Source organism: Clostridium magnum DSM 2767 (assembly GCF_001623875.1).
GTDB classification, from domain to species: domain Bacteria; phylum Bacillota; class Clostridia; order Clostridiales; family Clostridiaceae; genus Clostridium_AM; species Clostridium_AM magnum.
In genome coordinates, this window is sequence record NZ_LWAE01000004.1 from 245339 (window position 1) to 260870 (window position 15532).

General features: G+C 31.6%; 13 protein-coding genes. 5 read left to right on the top strand and 8 right to left on the bottom strand.

Annotated features, from left to right (window positions below; translation table 11 throughout):
* Positions 1 to 11 precede the first annotated feature (11 nt).
* From thiM to CLMAG_RS17945, 4 genes are all read left to right on the top strand, one after another.
* Positions 12 to 821 carry a hydroxyethylthiazole kinase gene (gene thiM / locus CLMAG_RS17930; protein ID WP_066625735.1) on the top strand — a complete coding sequence of 270 codons (810 nt, stop codon included), beginning with the start codon at positions 12 to 14 and terminating at the stop codon, positions 819 to 821.
* Positions 812 to 1423, top strand: a complete 612-nt coding sequence (gene thiE / locus CLMAG_RS17935; protein ID WP_066625736.1) for a thiamine phosphate synthase — start codon at positions 812 to 814, stop codon at positions 1421 to 1423. Before thiM ends, thiE begins: the two co-directional genes overlap by 10 nt.
* Positions 1424 to 1878: 455 nt before the next feature.
* Positions 1879 to 2703, top strand: coding sequence for an amino acid ABC transporter substrate-binding protein (locus CLMAG_RS17940; RefSeq protein WP_066625737.1), 825 nt, complete (start codon positions 1879 to 1881; stop codon positions 2701 to 2703).
* A 21-nt stretch (positions 2704 to 2724) separates the two neighbouring features.
* Positions 2725 to 3363 (top strand): amino acid ABC transporter permease, encoded by a 639-nt coding sequence (locus CLMAG_RS17945; RefSeq protein WP_066625740.1) that lies wholly within the window; start codon positions 2725 to 2727, stop codon positions 3361 to 3363.
* Positions 3364 to 3411: 48 nt separating this feature from the next.
* Here CLMAG_RS17945 and CLMAG_RS34405 read toward each other — a convergent pair whose 3' ends face one another.
* The gene (locus tag CLMAG_RS34405) at positions 3412 to 3534 is read right to left on the bottom strand and encodes a hypothetical protein (protein WP_278331001.1); all 123 of its coding nucleotides are present in this window, start codon (positions 3532 to 3534) and stop codon (positions 3412 to 3414) included.
* Between the two features lie 373 nt (positions 3535 to 3907).
* Between CLMAG_RS34405 and CLMAG_RS17950 the strand changes: the two genes are divergently transcribed.
* Positions 3908 to 4852: a patatin-like phospholipase family protein gene (locus CLMAG_RS17950; RefSeq protein WP_066625742.1), complete on the top strand. Its 945-nt coding sequence runs from the start codon at positions 3908 to 3910 to the stop codon at positions 4850 to 4852.
* Between the two features lie 36 nt (positions 4853 to 4888).
* Here CLMAG_RS17950 and pepT read toward each other — a convergent pair whose 3' ends face one another.
* From pepT to CLMAG_RS32550, 7 genes are all read right to left on the bottom strand, one after another.
* Positions 4889 to 6121, bottom strand: coding sequence for a peptidase T (gene pepT, locus CLMAG_RS17955; protein WP_066625744.1), 1233 nt, complete (start codon positions 6119 to 6121; stop codon positions 4889 to 4891).
* Positions 6122 to 6132: 11 nt separating this feature from the next.
* Positions 6133 to 9978, bottom strand: coding sequence for a helicase-exonuclease AddAB subunit AddA (gene addA / locus CLMAG_RS17960; RefSeq protein ID WP_066625745.1), 3846 nt, complete (start codon positions 9976 to 9978; stop codon positions 6133 to 6135).
* Positions 9979 to 10105: 127 nt separating this feature from the next.
* The gene (locus tag CLMAG_RS17965) at positions 10106 to 11284 is read right to left on the bottom strand and encodes a sensor domain-containing diguanylate cyclase (RefSeq protein ID WP_082831990.1); all 1179 of its coding nucleotides are present in this window, start codon (positions 11282 to 11284) and stop codon (positions 10106 to 10108) included.
* A 468-nt stretch (positions 11285 to 11752) separates the two neighbouring features.
* On the bottom strand, positions 11753 to 12745 hold the full coding sequence (cbiM, locus tag CLMAG_RS17970; RefSeq protein ID WP_066625755.1) for a cobalt transporter CbiM: 993 nt from the start codon (positions 12743 to 12745) through the stop codon (positions 11753 to 11755).
* Positions 12746 to 12948: 203 nt separating this feature from the next.
* Positions 12949 to 13797, bottom strand: coding sequence for a lipoyl synthase (gene lipA / locus CLMAG_RS17975; RefSeq protein ID WP_066625758.1), 849 nt, complete (start codon positions 13795 to 13797; stop codon positions 12949 to 12951).
* A 75-nt stretch (positions 13798 to 13872) separates the two neighbouring features.
* Entirely contained in the window at positions 13873 to 14856 is a 984-nt protein-coding gene (gene lplA, locus CLMAG_RS17980) for a lipoate--protein ligase (protein ID WP_066625761.1), read from the bottom strand.
* A gap of 364 nt (positions 14857 to 15220) precedes the next feature.
* On the bottom strand, positions 15221 to 15490 hold the full coding sequence (locus CLMAG_RS32550; protein ID WP_066625764.1) for a hypothetical protein: 270 nt from the start codon (positions 15488 to 15490) through the stop codon (positions 15221 to 15223).
* Positions 15491 to 15532: the final 42 nt, after the last annotated feature.

Genomic DNA, 15532 nt, shown 5'->3' on the forward strand with positions numbered 1-15532 from the left:
GAGGCGTATTAATGAATTTAAATAATATAGAAAAAGTTTGCATTAATTTATCAACTGTTAGAAACAACATTCCACTTATTCAATGCATAACCAATTATGTAACTATTAATGATTGTGCTAATATACTTCTAGCCTATGGCGCTTCTCCTGCTATGTGTGAGGCTTATGATGAAGTATTTGATTTTACAAAAATATCATCTGCCCTTTACATAAATGTAGGAACATTAACTAAAGAACAAGAAGAGGCTGCTGTTCTTGCTAGTATATCTGCAAAGGTTAACAATACAACCGTTGTTTTAGATCCTGTAGCTTGTGGAGCTATTCCAAGAAAAGCTGCTGTAATTAATAGAATTTTAGAACTTGGAAGAGTAGATATTATTAAAGGTAACATAGGAGAAATAAAATTCTTAGCTGGTGAGGCCTCTGCAGTTCGCGGTGTAGATTCCTTAGATAGCGGAGAAGGTGCTTTAGATGCATGTATTAGACTAGCTAAAAAATATAACTGCATAGTTGCATCTACTGGTAAAGAGGACTTTGTAACTGACGGTACTCGCAGTGCTATTATTCAAAACGGCACAGAGATGTTAACTAAGATAACAGGTGCTGGATGTATGCTTGGTGCACTTTGTGGGGCAACTGCTGCTTACTCAGAAGATAAATTTATAGCTGCTGTTACAGCTATACTTTCAATGAATCTAGCAGGAGAAGAAGCCTACGAAACAGTTAAAGTCCCTGGGAGCTTTAAAGTTAAATTAATTGATTGTATCTATACTTTGACAGAAGAAAAATTAAAGAAGGAAGGAAAAATAATATGGCAGTAGATTACAGCTTATATCTTATAACAGACAGAAGTTTCTTAAAGGGAAGAAGCTTAAAATCTGTTGTAGAAGAAGCAATTATTGGGGGAACAACTATTATTCAGGTAAGAGAAAAAAATATATCCACTAGAGAGTTCTATAAGGTAGCAATGGAAGTAAAGGAAGTAACAGATCATTACAAGGTTCCTCTCATAATAAATGATAGAATGGATATAGCTCAGGCTATCAATGCAGATGGAGTTCATTTAGGCCAAGATGATATGCCTTTAACTATCGCAAGAAAGATACTAGGCAAAGATAAAATCATCGGTATTTCTGCAGGAACTCTAGATGAAGCCTTAGAAGCTCAAAGAGACGGTGCAGACTATTTAGGTATAGGTGCTATATTCTACACTGGCACTAAAAAAGATATAGACACACCTATAGGTACTGAATACCTAAAACACATATACGACAGTATAAACATCCCAGCTGTAGCTATAGGTGGAATTAACGAAACAAACTTTAAGGAAGTGCTCTCAACTGGAGTAGATGGAATTTCTGTTATTTCAGCAATACTAGGCAAAGAGGACATAAAATATGCTGCAAAAATGCTAAAACTATAACTAGATTATTTATTTTTATCTTAAACATATAGACAGTTTGTGATTTTTTAGAGAATCATAAACTGTCCTTTTTATGTAGAATTCAATTATTTATATAGGGTTTGTAACTTGAACTTTAACTTATACGTAGGGATATGTTACCAAAACTAAAGGCACATTTAAAAACTTTTTTATCAGTCTTAGCGAAGTATTTTATAAAATCTTAGAATATTCGATTGTCTGAGCAAAGCGAGTTTATTGAATATTCTTAGATTTTATGAAATACAAGCTTTAGACTGATTAAAAGTTTTTAACAATGCTGAAGTTTGGTAGCATATTCCGTAGTATAAGTTAAAGTTCCACCTAGAAACCCTATAAACTCTCACAAAGTTATATTTACATGTTTTCACCACTTTACAAATTTAGTAGGCTAAATTATAATTAGACTGTAAATTAATTAACTGGAGGTTAATAAAATGAAGAAAAAATTAACAACATTAACTGCAATGTTACTTACCCTTGGATTATTATTCTCAGGTTGTGGACAAAGCACAAAAAATGACCAAAGCAAACAAACTGCAGATAACTCTTTAAACGAAATTAAACAAAAGGGACAATTTATAGTTGGACTAGACGATAGTTTCCCTCCAATGGGATTTAAAAATGATAAAGGTGAAATTGTTGGTTTTGATATTGACATGGCAAACGAAGCAGCAAAAAGAATGGGCGTTAAAGCTGTATTTAAGCCAGTTCAATGGGATGGAGTATTACTTAGCTTAAATAATAAGGACATAGATGTAATATGGAATGGCTTGACTATTACAGATGAAAGAAAAAAACAAATAGATTTTTCAAAAGTGTATCTTCAAAATAAACAAATTATAGTTGTTAAAAATGATTCAACTATAGCAACTAAAAAAGACTTATCTGGTAAAAAAGTTGGACTTCAACTTGGTAGCAGCAGCGAAAAAGCTTTAACTGATGATAAGGACACTTCAGGTACAGTAAAAGAAGTTAAGAAGTATTCAGATAACACAGAAGCTTTAATGGATCTAAGCCAAGGTCGTATAGATGCTGTAGTAGTTGATGAAGTAGTTGGTAGATACTATATATCAAAAAAACCTGGAGTATATAAAACTCTAAATGAAGACTTTGGAAAAGAAGATTATGGTGTAGGTATAAGAAAAACTGACAAAACATTTAAAGAAGAACTTGATAAAACTTTAGATGCTATGAAAGCTGATGGAACTGCAGATAAAATATCTCAAAAGTGGTTCGGCAAAGATATAATTTCAAAATAGGACAGTTAGGATGTGATTTGAATGTCTAATCTTATAGACGTTACAGGATATATATTAAAAGGAGGATTAATATCCTTAAAATTATTTATAATAGTTGCTATTCTTTCAGTACCTTTAGGTATTCTTGTTGCCCTCGGAAAAATATCAGGAATTAGACCTTTGAGGTCGGCATTAAGTATATACACTTGGGTTTTTAGAGGTACTCCTTTATTACTACAATTATTCTTCGTATATTTTGGACTTCCTGTAATAGGTATAAGATTGGAACCATTAACTGCTGCTAGCTTAGCTTTTACTATAAACTATGCAGCATACCTTGCTGAAACCTTTAGAGCTGGGATAGAGTCTGTTGATAAGGGACAGTTCGAAGCAGCTAAGGCCTTAGGAATGAATTATCGTCAAACTATGGTACAAATAATTCTTCCACAAGCTATAAGAAATGTGCTTCCACCTGTTTGCAGCGAAGCAATTAATCTTATAAAAGATACGGCATTAGTTGCAGCTATTGGTATTGGTGACCTACTTAGAGCTGCAAAGGAAGTTGTAACTAGAGAGTTCACCATTACACCATTTATAATAGCTGCTGCCATATACCTTGTTATTTCATCATTGTTGGTGCTAATGTTTAGAAAGCTTGAAAAGAAATATTCTGTTTATTAATATAACACGATACAAATTGGTCTATAAATTATATAAAACAAGTTCTGGTTATCTACAGCTAGCAGAACTTGTTTTTTCCTTTTTACTATCCTTTTTACAACTATCAAGACACTCCTTTAAGCACTCCTCAATTACATCCCTTGATATTTGAAAACCCTTTTTCTCTTTCATTGTACTACCTCCTATTTTTTATGATTAGTAAATAAATATATTTTTAATATATATTTATATGTCAGTTATGAAAAAATGTTACTTTAAATTATTAATTATATATATTTTTTAAAATTTTATATAACCTTTCTAAACTCTCAACAATAGTATATATATATATTCATAATTTCTAAAAATAGTACCAAACAAATACATTAAATCTATTTTATATTTAAAATTAAATTCAACATATATCTTACGGTGAATTATGAATATATAGAAATACATTCATTTATTTTATATAATTCTTTAATAAATTATATCATGAAAATAATGTATATTTTGTCATTATTTATAATCAACAAAATATTTAAGTAAGAAGAGGTGTTTATTAATGAAAGCTGACGCTGTTTTTGAAGGCGGTGGTATGAGAGGAATAGGCATAATTGGTGCCTTAACCTATCTTGAAGCTAGGAATTATCAGTGGCAACGGGTTGCTGGAACTTCAGTTGGTGCAGTAATAGCTGCTCTCATAGCAGCCGGCTATACTTCTAAAGAACTTAAAGATATACTATCAGAACTGGATTTTAGAGATTTTCTAGACAAAAGTAGGCTGCAGCGACTACCTGTACTTGGAAAAGCACTTGGCTTTTTTATCGAAAAGGGTATTTATTCAGGAGAATATGTGGAACATTGGATAAATAAACTTTTAAAGGCAAAAGGTGTTCGTAAATTTAGGGATGTAACTGTTAATGGTGAATGCAGACTAAAAATAATAGCTTCAGACATAACCAAACGAAGAATTTTAATACTCCCGGATCACCTCCCTGAATATGGGATAAACCCGGCGAAATTCTCAATATCTAAAGCTGTTAGAATGAGCATAAGTATACCTTTTTACTTTAAACCTGTTCAATTTGCACATAGAGACGGTATAAGTTATATAGTAGATGGTGCTGTCTGCTGCAACTTCCCAATAAACATATTTGATGTTGCAGGCCTCCCTAGATGGCCAACTATAGGATTTAAATTTGATGGCCCAGAAATAAGTAATACAAAACAAGGAAAAACAGATCCTATATCTTTTTTATTTGATATTGCAAACACACTTTCTGCTGAAAAAAATAGAGAATGGTTAAAGGATGAAAATTTAGTTAGAACTATACTTATTCCTACGGAGGAAGTTCGACCTACTGATTTTAATATATCAAACCGAAAGACCGTAAGCCTTTTTAAAGCCGGCTACAAAAGTGCCTCTAAGTTTCATAAAGACTGGGACTTTGAAGAATACACAAGAAGATATAGATCCTCTGCTTCACTAGATCAAAGCTCTATTTAAAAAGACGGCAATTTTGCCGTCCTTATTAACTATTATCTATTTTTCTCTTTCTGAATATAACTCTGCTATTTTAACAATAACTTCAACTGCCTTCTCCATAGACTGGATTGAAATATATTCAAACCTTCCATGAAAATTGTGCCCACCGGTAAATAAATTCGGTGTTGGAAGTCCCATAAAAGAAAGTCTTGATCCATCTGTTCCACCTCTTATAGGTCTAACTAACGGTTTTACACCTACTGCCTCCATAGCTTTGAATGCAATATCTACGACATATTTTTCAGGCTCTACTTTTTCTTTCATGTTCCTATATTGATCTTTTATTTCTATATTTACAGTACCATTACCATACTTTTCATTTAATTTGTTAACTACATTCTGAAGAAATACCTTTCTTCCCTCAAATTTTTCAGCATCAAAATCTCTTATTATGTAGCTAAGATTAGTTTCTTCAACTCCACCATTTATACTTAATAGGTGATAGAATCCCTCATAACCTTCCGTAGTAGCTGGTGTTTCATTTGATGGAAGCATGCTCATAAACTCATTTGCTACAAGAGCTGAATTTATCATCTTATTTTTAGAGTATCCAGGGTGGAAGCTTTTTCCCTTTATAGCTACTTTAGCACCTGCAGCATTAAAATTTTCATACTCTAATTCTCCAATTACTCCACCATCAACAGTATAAGCTAAATCTGCATTAAATTTTTTAACATCAAAATGATCCGCTCCGCGACCTATTTCTTCATCTGGAGTAAAGCCAACTCGTATATCTCCATGTTTAATTTCTGGATGCATAGTCAAGTATTCAACAGCAGACATTATTTCCGCTATACCAGCTTTATCATCAGCTCCAAGTAATGTTATTCCATCTGTAGTTATGATATCTTGGCCTATGTAGTCTTTCAATTCTGGAGATTCTGATATACGAAGAACTATATTCTGTTCCTCATTTAAAACAATATCAGAACCATCATAGCTTTTAATAATTTTAGGATTTACATGCTCTCCTGAAAGTTCTGAACTTGTGTCCATATGAGCTATGAAACCAATTACAGCAACCTTCTTATCAATGTTTGCTGGTAGCGTTGCCATGACATACCCATTTTTATCAACCGATACATCCTGAAGTCCCATTTCTTTTAATTCCCTTGCAAGTTCTTCAGCTAAAATTAGCTGCTTTGAAGTACTGGGAACTGTAGTTGATTCTTCATCTGACATAGTATCAAATTTTACATATTTCAAAAACTTTTCAATTACTCTCGACATTTTTCAGCCTCCTATATTTCTATTATCTCATCTTTAAAAAATGAATATAAATAGATGTTTTTAATAGATTTTCCTGTCATTTTCTCTAAAGCCCTTTTATAATAATAAACTTGTAAATTATACTTTTCTTTAAATTCATTAATATCCTCTACAAAATCCGTTTTATAATCTAGAAGCACTAATTTATCATCTTCCTCAAAATAGCAATCTATTATACCCTGAATTAATACTTTTTCATTTTTATAAAGTTCTTCTGGTAAATCTTTATAAAGCTCTATAGCAGATATCTCAATAAAGAAAGGTATTTCTCTATAAATATTTTTAGCATTTTTCATTCTCTGCCCCAAGTCAGTTTTAAAAAACTCTAATATTTTATCTATTTGTACTACTTTGCTTTCATTTTCTGTTATAAACTCTCTCTGTACTAATCTCTTTACTTGTTCTAGTATTTCTTCCTTTGATGAAACTTTATTTAATTCTAAATGCTGCATTACCAAATGCATTAGACTTCCTTTTTCTGCTGCAGATAAAGTTCTAGTTTTTTGAATAAATAAAGGTTTTTTCAATACTACAGAACTAATCATCTCTCTACTTTCATTTACATCTATTAAAGCGAATTTTCTTTTTAACTCAGATACAGAAAACTTAACAGGTATATTACTAGCTTCTATATACCTATATTTCCAATTAAGTCTTCTACCTATTTCTTCATTATATTTACTATTCTCATTGATTAAATTAAGACTCTCTATTTCCTTTATTAAATCCTGATCCTCCTCATCCTCTAGATTATCTCTTTTCATAAAGCTTTCTTTATTCCAGGTTTTTATACTCCATCTTGACTTATCATCTATTACAAATTCTGAAGCATTTTCCCTTCCTATAATTTCTCTTAAATTTTTACCGCACATATGTCTAACTATCGCAGGTCCTATCCAGTCCAGGTAGCTCTTAGCATTTCCTATAGCATATTGAGAAATTTTATGACCTTTATTAGCTGCAGCCTCATACCACTTCTCTGCAGTATTTACTATATTATTAATACCTCCAGTTATTATTAGTTTTTCCTTTGCTCTTGTAAAAGCTACATACAATATTCTCATTTCCTCAGAAAGAGTCTCTACTTTTATTTTTCTCTTTAATACCTGTTTTACTAATGTAGGATAGGATATTCTTCTATTGGAATCTACATAATCTGGTCCAAGACCTAATTCTCCGTGAAATAATATACTTCTATTCATATCCATCAAATTAAATTGCTTTCCTGAGCCTGCAAGTATAACTATTGGGAACTCCAAGCCTTTGCTCTTGTGTATGCTCATAATTCTAACCACATCTTCATTTTCCCCTAGAATTTTTGCACTTCCCATATCTCCGCTGCTATTTTTGAGTTTATTTACAAAATTTATAAAGTTAAATAGTCCTTTATAACTAGTTTTCTCATACTGCTTTGCCCTTTGAAAAAGTACTCTTAAATTTGCCTGTCTTTGAGCACCGCCTGGCATAGCTCCAGTAAAGCCGTAGTATCCAGTTTCTATATACAAGTACCATATAAATTCATCAATTGGCATATGCAAGGCCTTTTTTCTCCATTTATTAAGCTTACTTAAAAAGTTTAATATCTTATCTTTAAGCTCCTTGCTAATATGCTCTGTAGTATACCTCATTATCTCTTCATCTTCAGTACTTACTTTGTTACTCCTTACTGCTCTCATAGCTTCATAGAAAGATACATCCCTATTTATCATCCTAATATCCATTAACTCTTCAGGCTGAAAAGCTTCTATAGGAGAGCGTAGTACTGCAATTAATGGTATATCCTGCACAGGGTTATCAATAATTTGGAGCAAAGACATTATAGTTCTGATTTCTACAGTTTCGAAGTATCCTGTTGCTGTATCTGCAAATACAGGTATAGAAGCATTTGTAAGTTCTTCTACAAAAGTAGGTGCCCAGTTAGAAGTAGCACGCATAAGTATGACTATATCCTTATAGGTTACAGGTCTGTATCCTTTAATATTTTTATCATATACGTTGAATTTTTCTTTATTCTCTGAATCAATGAGTTCTTTTATTCTCTTAACTATAAGTCTTGCTTCTATCTGTATATTATCTGCTGTTTCATCCTCTGAATCTCCAAAAATAGTTTCATTGATATCTAAATCCTCATTTTCAAAAACATCATTAATTTGCTTATCTATTAAGTGAAGTTCAATGTTTCCGCCGCAAATATTCTTTATACTATATTCACAATCTTCACTTATATCATCGCTGCCTGATACTTTTTTGCTATACTCTTCCAATGATATTTCTCTATCACATTCTAGGTCTGGAAATTCCGCTCCACTTTTAAGAGCTTCCCCTTCATCATACTCAAGTTCACCAATTTCCTTAGACATTATCTGTTCAAACAAATAGTTAACTCCATTTATTATTTCTGGTCTACTTCTAAAATTCTTAAAAAGCTTAATCTTTCTCTGTTGTGTTCCTTTTTCTTCCGAATAACTGTTATATTTACTTAAAAACAGCTCTGGCTTAGCTTGCCTAAATCTATATATGCTTTGCTTAACATCTCCAACCATAAACATATTAGGAATATGATTTTTTCTAGATATAGCATTCATTATTACTTCCTGAACCTCGTTGCTATCTTGATATTCATCTATAAGTATCTCTTCAAATTGTTGTTTATATTCTAATGCCACTGGGGAGTTCTGAATATTTCCTTCTTCATCTCTTGTAGTGAGTATATTTAAACAAAAATGTTCAATATCACTAAAATCTACTAGTCCTCTCTCTCTCTTTTTAATGCTGTACTTCTCATCAAAGGATATTACTAACTCTGCTAAACACTTCATCATAGGGTACAGTTCTTTTAAGTTATTGCCTATACTATCCGTTCCTACAAATATATTTTCTTTTATCTCAGTAAGTTTCTTTTTCACTTCATCTCTTATCTTTTTTGATTTTTCCTTTGCTTCCTTATCTGCATCTTTATTTCTTTTAGCAGGAATCTTTTCAAAATCTACCCCAAAAAGACTTCTTTTTAAATCATCCCAAGAATTACAACTAAGAATCGAGTAAATATTTTGTAATTCTAGCTTAAAAGGTTCTAGATAATACTCTATACCTGATGCATTTTCAACTATTTCCACTGCCTTTTCCATCTTACTTTTACAGGCTTCAAGTTCAATACTTAAGTAATTTAACAGTATCTCTGCCCATTCTGACTTTCCAAAATTAAAATCATCTCCTACATTAAATCTTTCTGCCATTTTTTCAAGCCAAACATTTGGCCAGGGTGTGCTTTTGGCAAACTCATATAAGTTAAGAACCATGCTTTGAACCTTAAAATCATTCTTTCCTCCATATGAATCTATTAGCTTTAAAAATATCTCATTATCACTTTCTTCATATTTTTCTTCAAAAAGCTCATCTATTGTTTCCTGTTTCAAAAGTATGGCTTCTGTATTATCAGAAACTCTAAAACTTGGATCCAAATCTATAATGTGAAAATTATTTTTTATAACTTGAAGACAAAAGGAATGTATAGTCATTATATTAGATTGATTAAGCAGCGTAAGCTGCCTCTGAAGCTTTTTAGATTCTGGCCTTGCCTCTAATTGTTTTGATATGGCGTCTCCTATTCTCTCTCTCATCTCAGAGGCTGCTGCATTAGTAAAGGTAACCACTAACAATTTATCTATATCAACATTTTCTTTATCGTCTATTATTCTCTGTATTATTCTCTCAACAAGTACCGCAGTTTTCCCTGCACCTGCTCCTGCTGCTACTAAGAGATTACAATTTTTAGTAAAGATAGCCTCATTTTGTTCTTCTGTCCATTTTGTACTCATATCTTTTATCACCTAACTTTATTTTATTGTTCATATGGTATCTTACATTATTTTGCACTTTTTTCTAATCATTACTACCTATATCTATTATAAACTAAAAACTATATAAGTCACACTTATATAGTTTTTAGTAAATTACTCTATTTTTTCCTAATGCCTTTGCTTTATACAAATTGATATCAGCTCTTCTTATTATTTGTTCTAAGGATTCTCCTTCCTCCTTAATAGCAATCCCCATAGAAACTGTTGCTTTAAATTCAATATTCTTATGACAAGTTACTGTTTCAGCTATGATTTTTCTTATGCTTTCCATCCTATTATAAATATCAATTATATTTTTAACTCCATACATATAAACTATTATTTCTTCTCCACCATATCTACCACAGATATCTTCTTCTCGAAGATTAGCTTTTATTACTTTACTAATTTTCCTTATAACTGCATCTCCACATTGATGTCCTTTTGTATCATTGCATATTTTAAAATCATCAATATCTATCATAACTATTCCAAATGAACTATCTTCATCTTCGATTATTTTATTTACAGTATAAAAAAAGTAAGTTCTATTAAATAAACCAGTAAGTCCATCTTTCTGAGAGCTTTCTTTTATTTGATTATACAGCCTATTATTCTCTAAACATATAGCTATTTGATTAGTCAGTGCAGTTAAAAGTTTTACATGAGAATCACTCAAATACTCATAAATATTATGTTCCACTACAATTAACCCTAAAACTCTGTCTTTCATATATATAGGCATATATACAGATGAATGAATTTGTATTCTGTCATCTTTACACATATTAGAATATGAATTTAATATAGAATTATTTAGCTTATATATTCTTCCTTTATTAAACTCATCTACAATGTAATGATGATCTGCATTATTTAAATTTGAAGCCTTCAACTTTAATTTTCTATTTTCCATTAAATATACACTAGAATATGTTACTCCTAATATTCCTATCATTATATCATTGATTAAATAGTCTATTTCACTACTTCCTAGACATCTATTTATATATTCACTAATCTCTACAATAAGAGATACCATATCAAGCTTTTTATCTAGTTCAATAATCTTCATACTCTGCTTCTGTATCGTATCTTCTGCTAACTTCTGGTATGTCTCATATTCCTTTTTCAGTTGATTGTACCTCTCTTCTAAAGACACCTTATAATCCTCTCCCTTATCTTTCTCAGCTATTTCTTCTAAGAATAATGAAGTGTAAACTTGAATCAGATGGGGTTTAAGTCTACGACCCGGGGCTTTGCCCGTTAAATGCCATTTAGGCATTTAACCCCAGCTGATTCTTAGTTGAACGAATCCAGTGACGTAGCCGCTCTTTACTCCCACTTTGCAGAAGATGGGAGTATTAGAGCGGCTAGTCATCGGATAAAACCTTTACCATAAACAGGATACCACAATCTGATGGATATTTTCCATATAATTATAATAAAAAACACATCTAATCCATTAATTGTATTTAGCTAATCTGTTATCTAACTTTCAAAATTTTCATTATAATTATATTCTAATCTATACTATGCTAATGTTCAATTATTTATTTCCAATGAAGTGGAAATTCGAATCAGATGGGGTTTCAACCCCATCTGATTCTTAATTAAACGAATCCAGTGACGTAGCCGCTCTTTACTCCCACTTTGAAAAAGATGGGAGTATTAGAGCGGATAGTCATCGGATAAAATTCCAAAACAATATAGACCCCTTAGTTTTTTACTAAAGGGTCTATATTGTTACTGGCTATACAACTTTTTTTGCGTTATTCTCAGATAGTTCAGCTTTCTTTGCCGAACCTACTATCTTAAACAGTATCATAATAAGTGCAACCCCTGCTACTGCAGAAATAATATATCCTATTACTTCATTTATTCCACCTACAGAATAATCAGGCATCATTGCATTAAAATTAAAACCATGTTCAAATGCATTAGGCACATATCCTACAATATCTTTTATTTCGTCAGCGCCCCATTCTCCCCAAGCTGTTCCAGTAGCTAAAAGTCCTATAGGAGAAAGTAGTATCATACCAATAAGTAATCCATATAAAGGTTTTTTACTAGCAGGTTTACCTTCATATATAACTCCTGGAACCATTTTTCTAATGTACCCATATACTCCAGCAGTTACCGCTCCCTCTAATAAACCTATAAGAAGATGAGGTAAAATCATAGCTGGTATAGAAACACTTAGATCATATGGACAGTAAATCGCTGCTCCTGCTCCATCTTTAAAAAGCAATGGCTGTATTCCAAATTCAACAGCTGTACAAAAGGCTGCTGCAAGTATTCCTACATAACCACCTATAAAAACTGCTATATATTCTCCTCTATCACTTCTAACTTTGCTCTTTATAAACTCATAAACAAAATAACCTAAAAAAGGCATTACGAAAGCCATATTAAAACAGTTGGCTGCGAGAGCAAGTATTCCTCCATCCCCGAAGAATAATGCTTGAATTAACAAAGCTATAGTAACAGAAATGGTTGCTGCATAAGGTCCAATAAGTATGGCAGTTAACACCGCTCCAACTGCGTGAGCTGTAGTTCCACCTGGAACTGGTACATTAAACATCATAATTAGAAAAGAAAAAGCGGCACAAACGCCAAGTATAGGCATTTTTCTTTTACTTACTTCTTCCTTCACTTTTTTAACGGCTCTTGCCCACACTGGCAACATTACAGCTCCCATTACTGCACAAGTTGATGGACTTAAATAGTTATCTGGAATATGCATAAATAAACCCCCTAAGTTTATATGTAATTTATTTTTTTATGTTACTTTTATATACCTATTATATTAGCAAATTCCATGCCAAAGCGAAAGTCACCGTTTTCCCCTAAAATATAAAAAATATTTCTCAAAACGATACAAAATCAGTTTCATTTTGAGAAATATCCATTTTTTATTTTCATTATGAAACATTGAAATATGTATAGCTATTCAAATACTTTCTCTGCATAATAAGAACTTCTAACTAATGGGCCTGAAGAAATATACTTAAACCCCATATCTAAAGCTATATTTTCATACTTTTTAAATACATCTGGATGAATATACTCAATAACAGGATGATGCTTTGATGAAGGTGCTAAATACTGTCCTATAGTAATTATATCACAATCTATTTCTTTTAAGTCTTTTAATATTGATATTACATCTTCTTCTGTTTCACCAAGACCAAGCATAAAACCTGACTTAGTTAAAATTGTGTTGTCCATTTTTTTTACTCTAGACAAAAGTTCTAAGGAACGTTCATAAACTGCCATAGGTCTAACTTCCTTATATAAGGAAGGAGCCGTTTCTACATTATGATTTATTACATCCGGCTTTGAATCAACTACCTTTTTCAATGCTTCCTCATCACCTCTAAAATCTGGAATTAAAACCTCTATAGTTATTTTTTTATTCAATTTTCTTATTTCTTCTACAATCTTAGCAAAATGACCAGCTCCCCCATCTGGAATATCATCTCTCGTTACTGATGTTATTACTGCATGTTTCAAATTCAATTTACTAACAGCTTGTGCTATATTAAAAGGCTCTTTTTCATCTACAATCTCAGGCTTTTCTTTTGTCACATTACAGAAAGTACAATTACGTGTACAGTTTCTGCCAAGTACCATAAAAGTAGCAGTTCTTTTACTGAAGCATTCACATCTATTAGGACAGTTTGCCTCTCTACAAACAGTATTAAGCGAATGTTCTTTTAATACTTTGTGCACTATATCAGAACTTTGTCCCCCTTTTATCTTAACTCTTAACCATTCCGGTTTTCTTTTATACATAGTAAAAACACCCCTATTTTCTTAAGTAATTTTTTCTGCAAGTTATTATATTAATCTCAGTATAGACAAACTGAATTATTCAAACATTATCTCCAATAAATTTTCTTTTGTAATGTTACTCATATATTTTTCAATATCGATACTACTGAAAACATTATCAACATCTTCTTGCAAATATCTAACTCCAGTTAATAGTTCTTCAATTTCCTTTACTTCGCCTTTACTAAAAAAGTCTCCGTAAAATCTTATTTCTTTAATTAGTCCTTTATGTACATTTATATTAGCTTGTACTATTCCACCTAAAAACTTTTTCTCATTAGAATAGCTAAACTTAGGAGAATGACCATAATTCCACTCCCAGGTTTCATATTTTTCATCAGATATTTTTCTTATTTCTGCCCATTCCTCATCAGAAAACTCATAAAATTTTTCATCACCATACTCACTAATAATATAATTGTTTAAAAAATCCTTAAACTCTATTACGCTCATAGGCTCCTTAAGACGTTCACTTATATTTGTAACTCTACTAGCTACGGACTTAATTGCTTTATCTTGAAACTTTATTTCTTTTACCTTTAAAGCTTTAACTAAATCTGACATAGCAGAGGAAAATAAAATACTACCATGATGCAATATCTTATTTTTAGAATTATACTGGGCATTTCCAGAAAATTTTCTACCATCAATAGTTAAATCATTTCTTCCAGATAACTCCGCTTTTATTGATAGCTTTTCCAATGCATTAATTATTGGATTGGTAAATTTACTAAAATCGGCGAAGTTATTCTCATCCAACTTAGATATAAAAGTAAAAAGTATATTTCCTAAATCACAGAAAATAGCTCCTCCACCAGACATTCTTCTAACTACTGGAATGCTATGTTCTTTTACATACTCAATATTAATCTCTGAAAGAGTATTTTGATTCTTTCCTATTAATATACAAGGTTCATTTCTCCAAAGTATAAAACAATCATCATCAAACTTATTCAAAGCATATTCCTCAATAGCGTGATTAATACAAGGATTGGTATTATCGTGCTTAATAAAAATCATATTGCTCCCCCTATTAATTAAATTTTTACCTATCTCCAGCTTATTAGAAGTGAAAAATAATTAAGTCTACTACTTCTATCTTTAATCTATTATTTAAGTGGTAATTAGACCTATAAATCTATAATATAACATAATTCGGAATTTTTCAAATTCACTGTATGAAATCTGTATGAGCAAAATCTACTCATACAGTATCGATAATAAGCCAAGCGTCATAGTTGAACTTACATGAAGTGGAAACTTGAATCAGATGGAGTTTCAAACTCCACCTGATTCTTAGTTGAGCGAATCCAGGGACGTAGCCGCTCGGGACGTACACTTTGAAGAAAATGGGAGTATTAGAGCAGGTAGTCATCGGATAAATCTACTGAATATATGCGTCTACTACTGTAGATACATAATGGTCTTGCCCTTCTTTTACAACAGTAACAACCTTTGGAGCTTTTCTACTGCCAACATGAGTATCATATGTCTGAAGCCCCGTATCATCTGACTCTTCAGTTCTTTTAATAACTACCTCCGATTGTCCTTCATATTCATATCCTTCATAAGCAGATTTTATTTTATCCTGTAGTTGGTCTGCCTGACAGTCTATATTTTTTATATCTTCTAATACTTCTTCTATATTTTTCATTTCTTAGCCCTCCTAAAATAGTTCATAATTCATACTCTATTA

Coding starts and splice junctions, on each gene's coding strand:
- CLMAG_RS32550 (WP_066625764.1), bottom strand. CDS start 15,490: ATGAAAAATATAGAAGAAGTATTAGAAGATATAAAAAATATAGACTGT.
- CLMAG_RS17965 (WP_082831990.1), bottom strand. CDS start 11,284: ATGCCTAAATGGCATTTAACGGGCAAAGCCCCGGGTCGTAGACTTAAA.
- addA (WP_066625745.1), bottom strand. CDS start 9,978: ATGAGTACAAAATGGACAGAAGAACAAAATGAGGCTATCTTTACTAAA.
- thiM (WP_066625735.1), top strand. CDS start 12: ATGAATTTAAATAATATAGAAAAAGTTTGCATTAATTTATCAACTGTT.
- CLMAG_RS34405 (WP_278331001.1), bottom strand. CDS start 3,534: ATGAAAGAGAAAAAGGGTTTTCAAATATCAAGGGATGTAATTGAGGAG.
- CLMAG_RS17940 (WP_066625737.1), top strand. CDS start 1,879: ATGAAGAAAAAATTAACAACATTAACTGCAATGTTACTTACCCTTGGA.
- CLMAG_RS17945 (WP_066625740.1), top strand. CDS start 2,725: ATGTCTAATCTTATAGACGTTACAGGATATATATTAAAAGGAGGATTA.
- lplA (WP_066625761.1), bottom strand. CDS start 14,856: ATGATTTTTATTAAGCACGATAATACCAATCCTTGTATTAATCACGCT.
- thiE (WP_066625736.1), top strand. CDS start 812: ATGGCAGTAGATTACAGCTTATATCTTATAACAGACAGAAGTTTCTTA.
- CLMAG_RS17950 (WP_066625742.1), top strand. CDS start 3,908: ATGAAAGCTGACGCTGTTTTTGAAGGCGGTGGTATGAGAGGAATAGGC.
- lipA (WP_066625758.1), bottom strand. CDS start 13,797: ATGTATAAAAGAAAACCGGAATGGTTAAGAGTTAAGATAAAAGGGGGA.
- pepT (WP_066625744.1), bottom strand. CDS start 6,121: ATGTCGAGAGTAATTGAAAAGTTTTTGAAATATGTAAAATTTGATACT.
- cbiM (WP_066625755.1), bottom strand. CDS start 12,745: ATGCATATTCCAGATAACTATTTAAGTCCATCAACTTGTGCAGTAATG.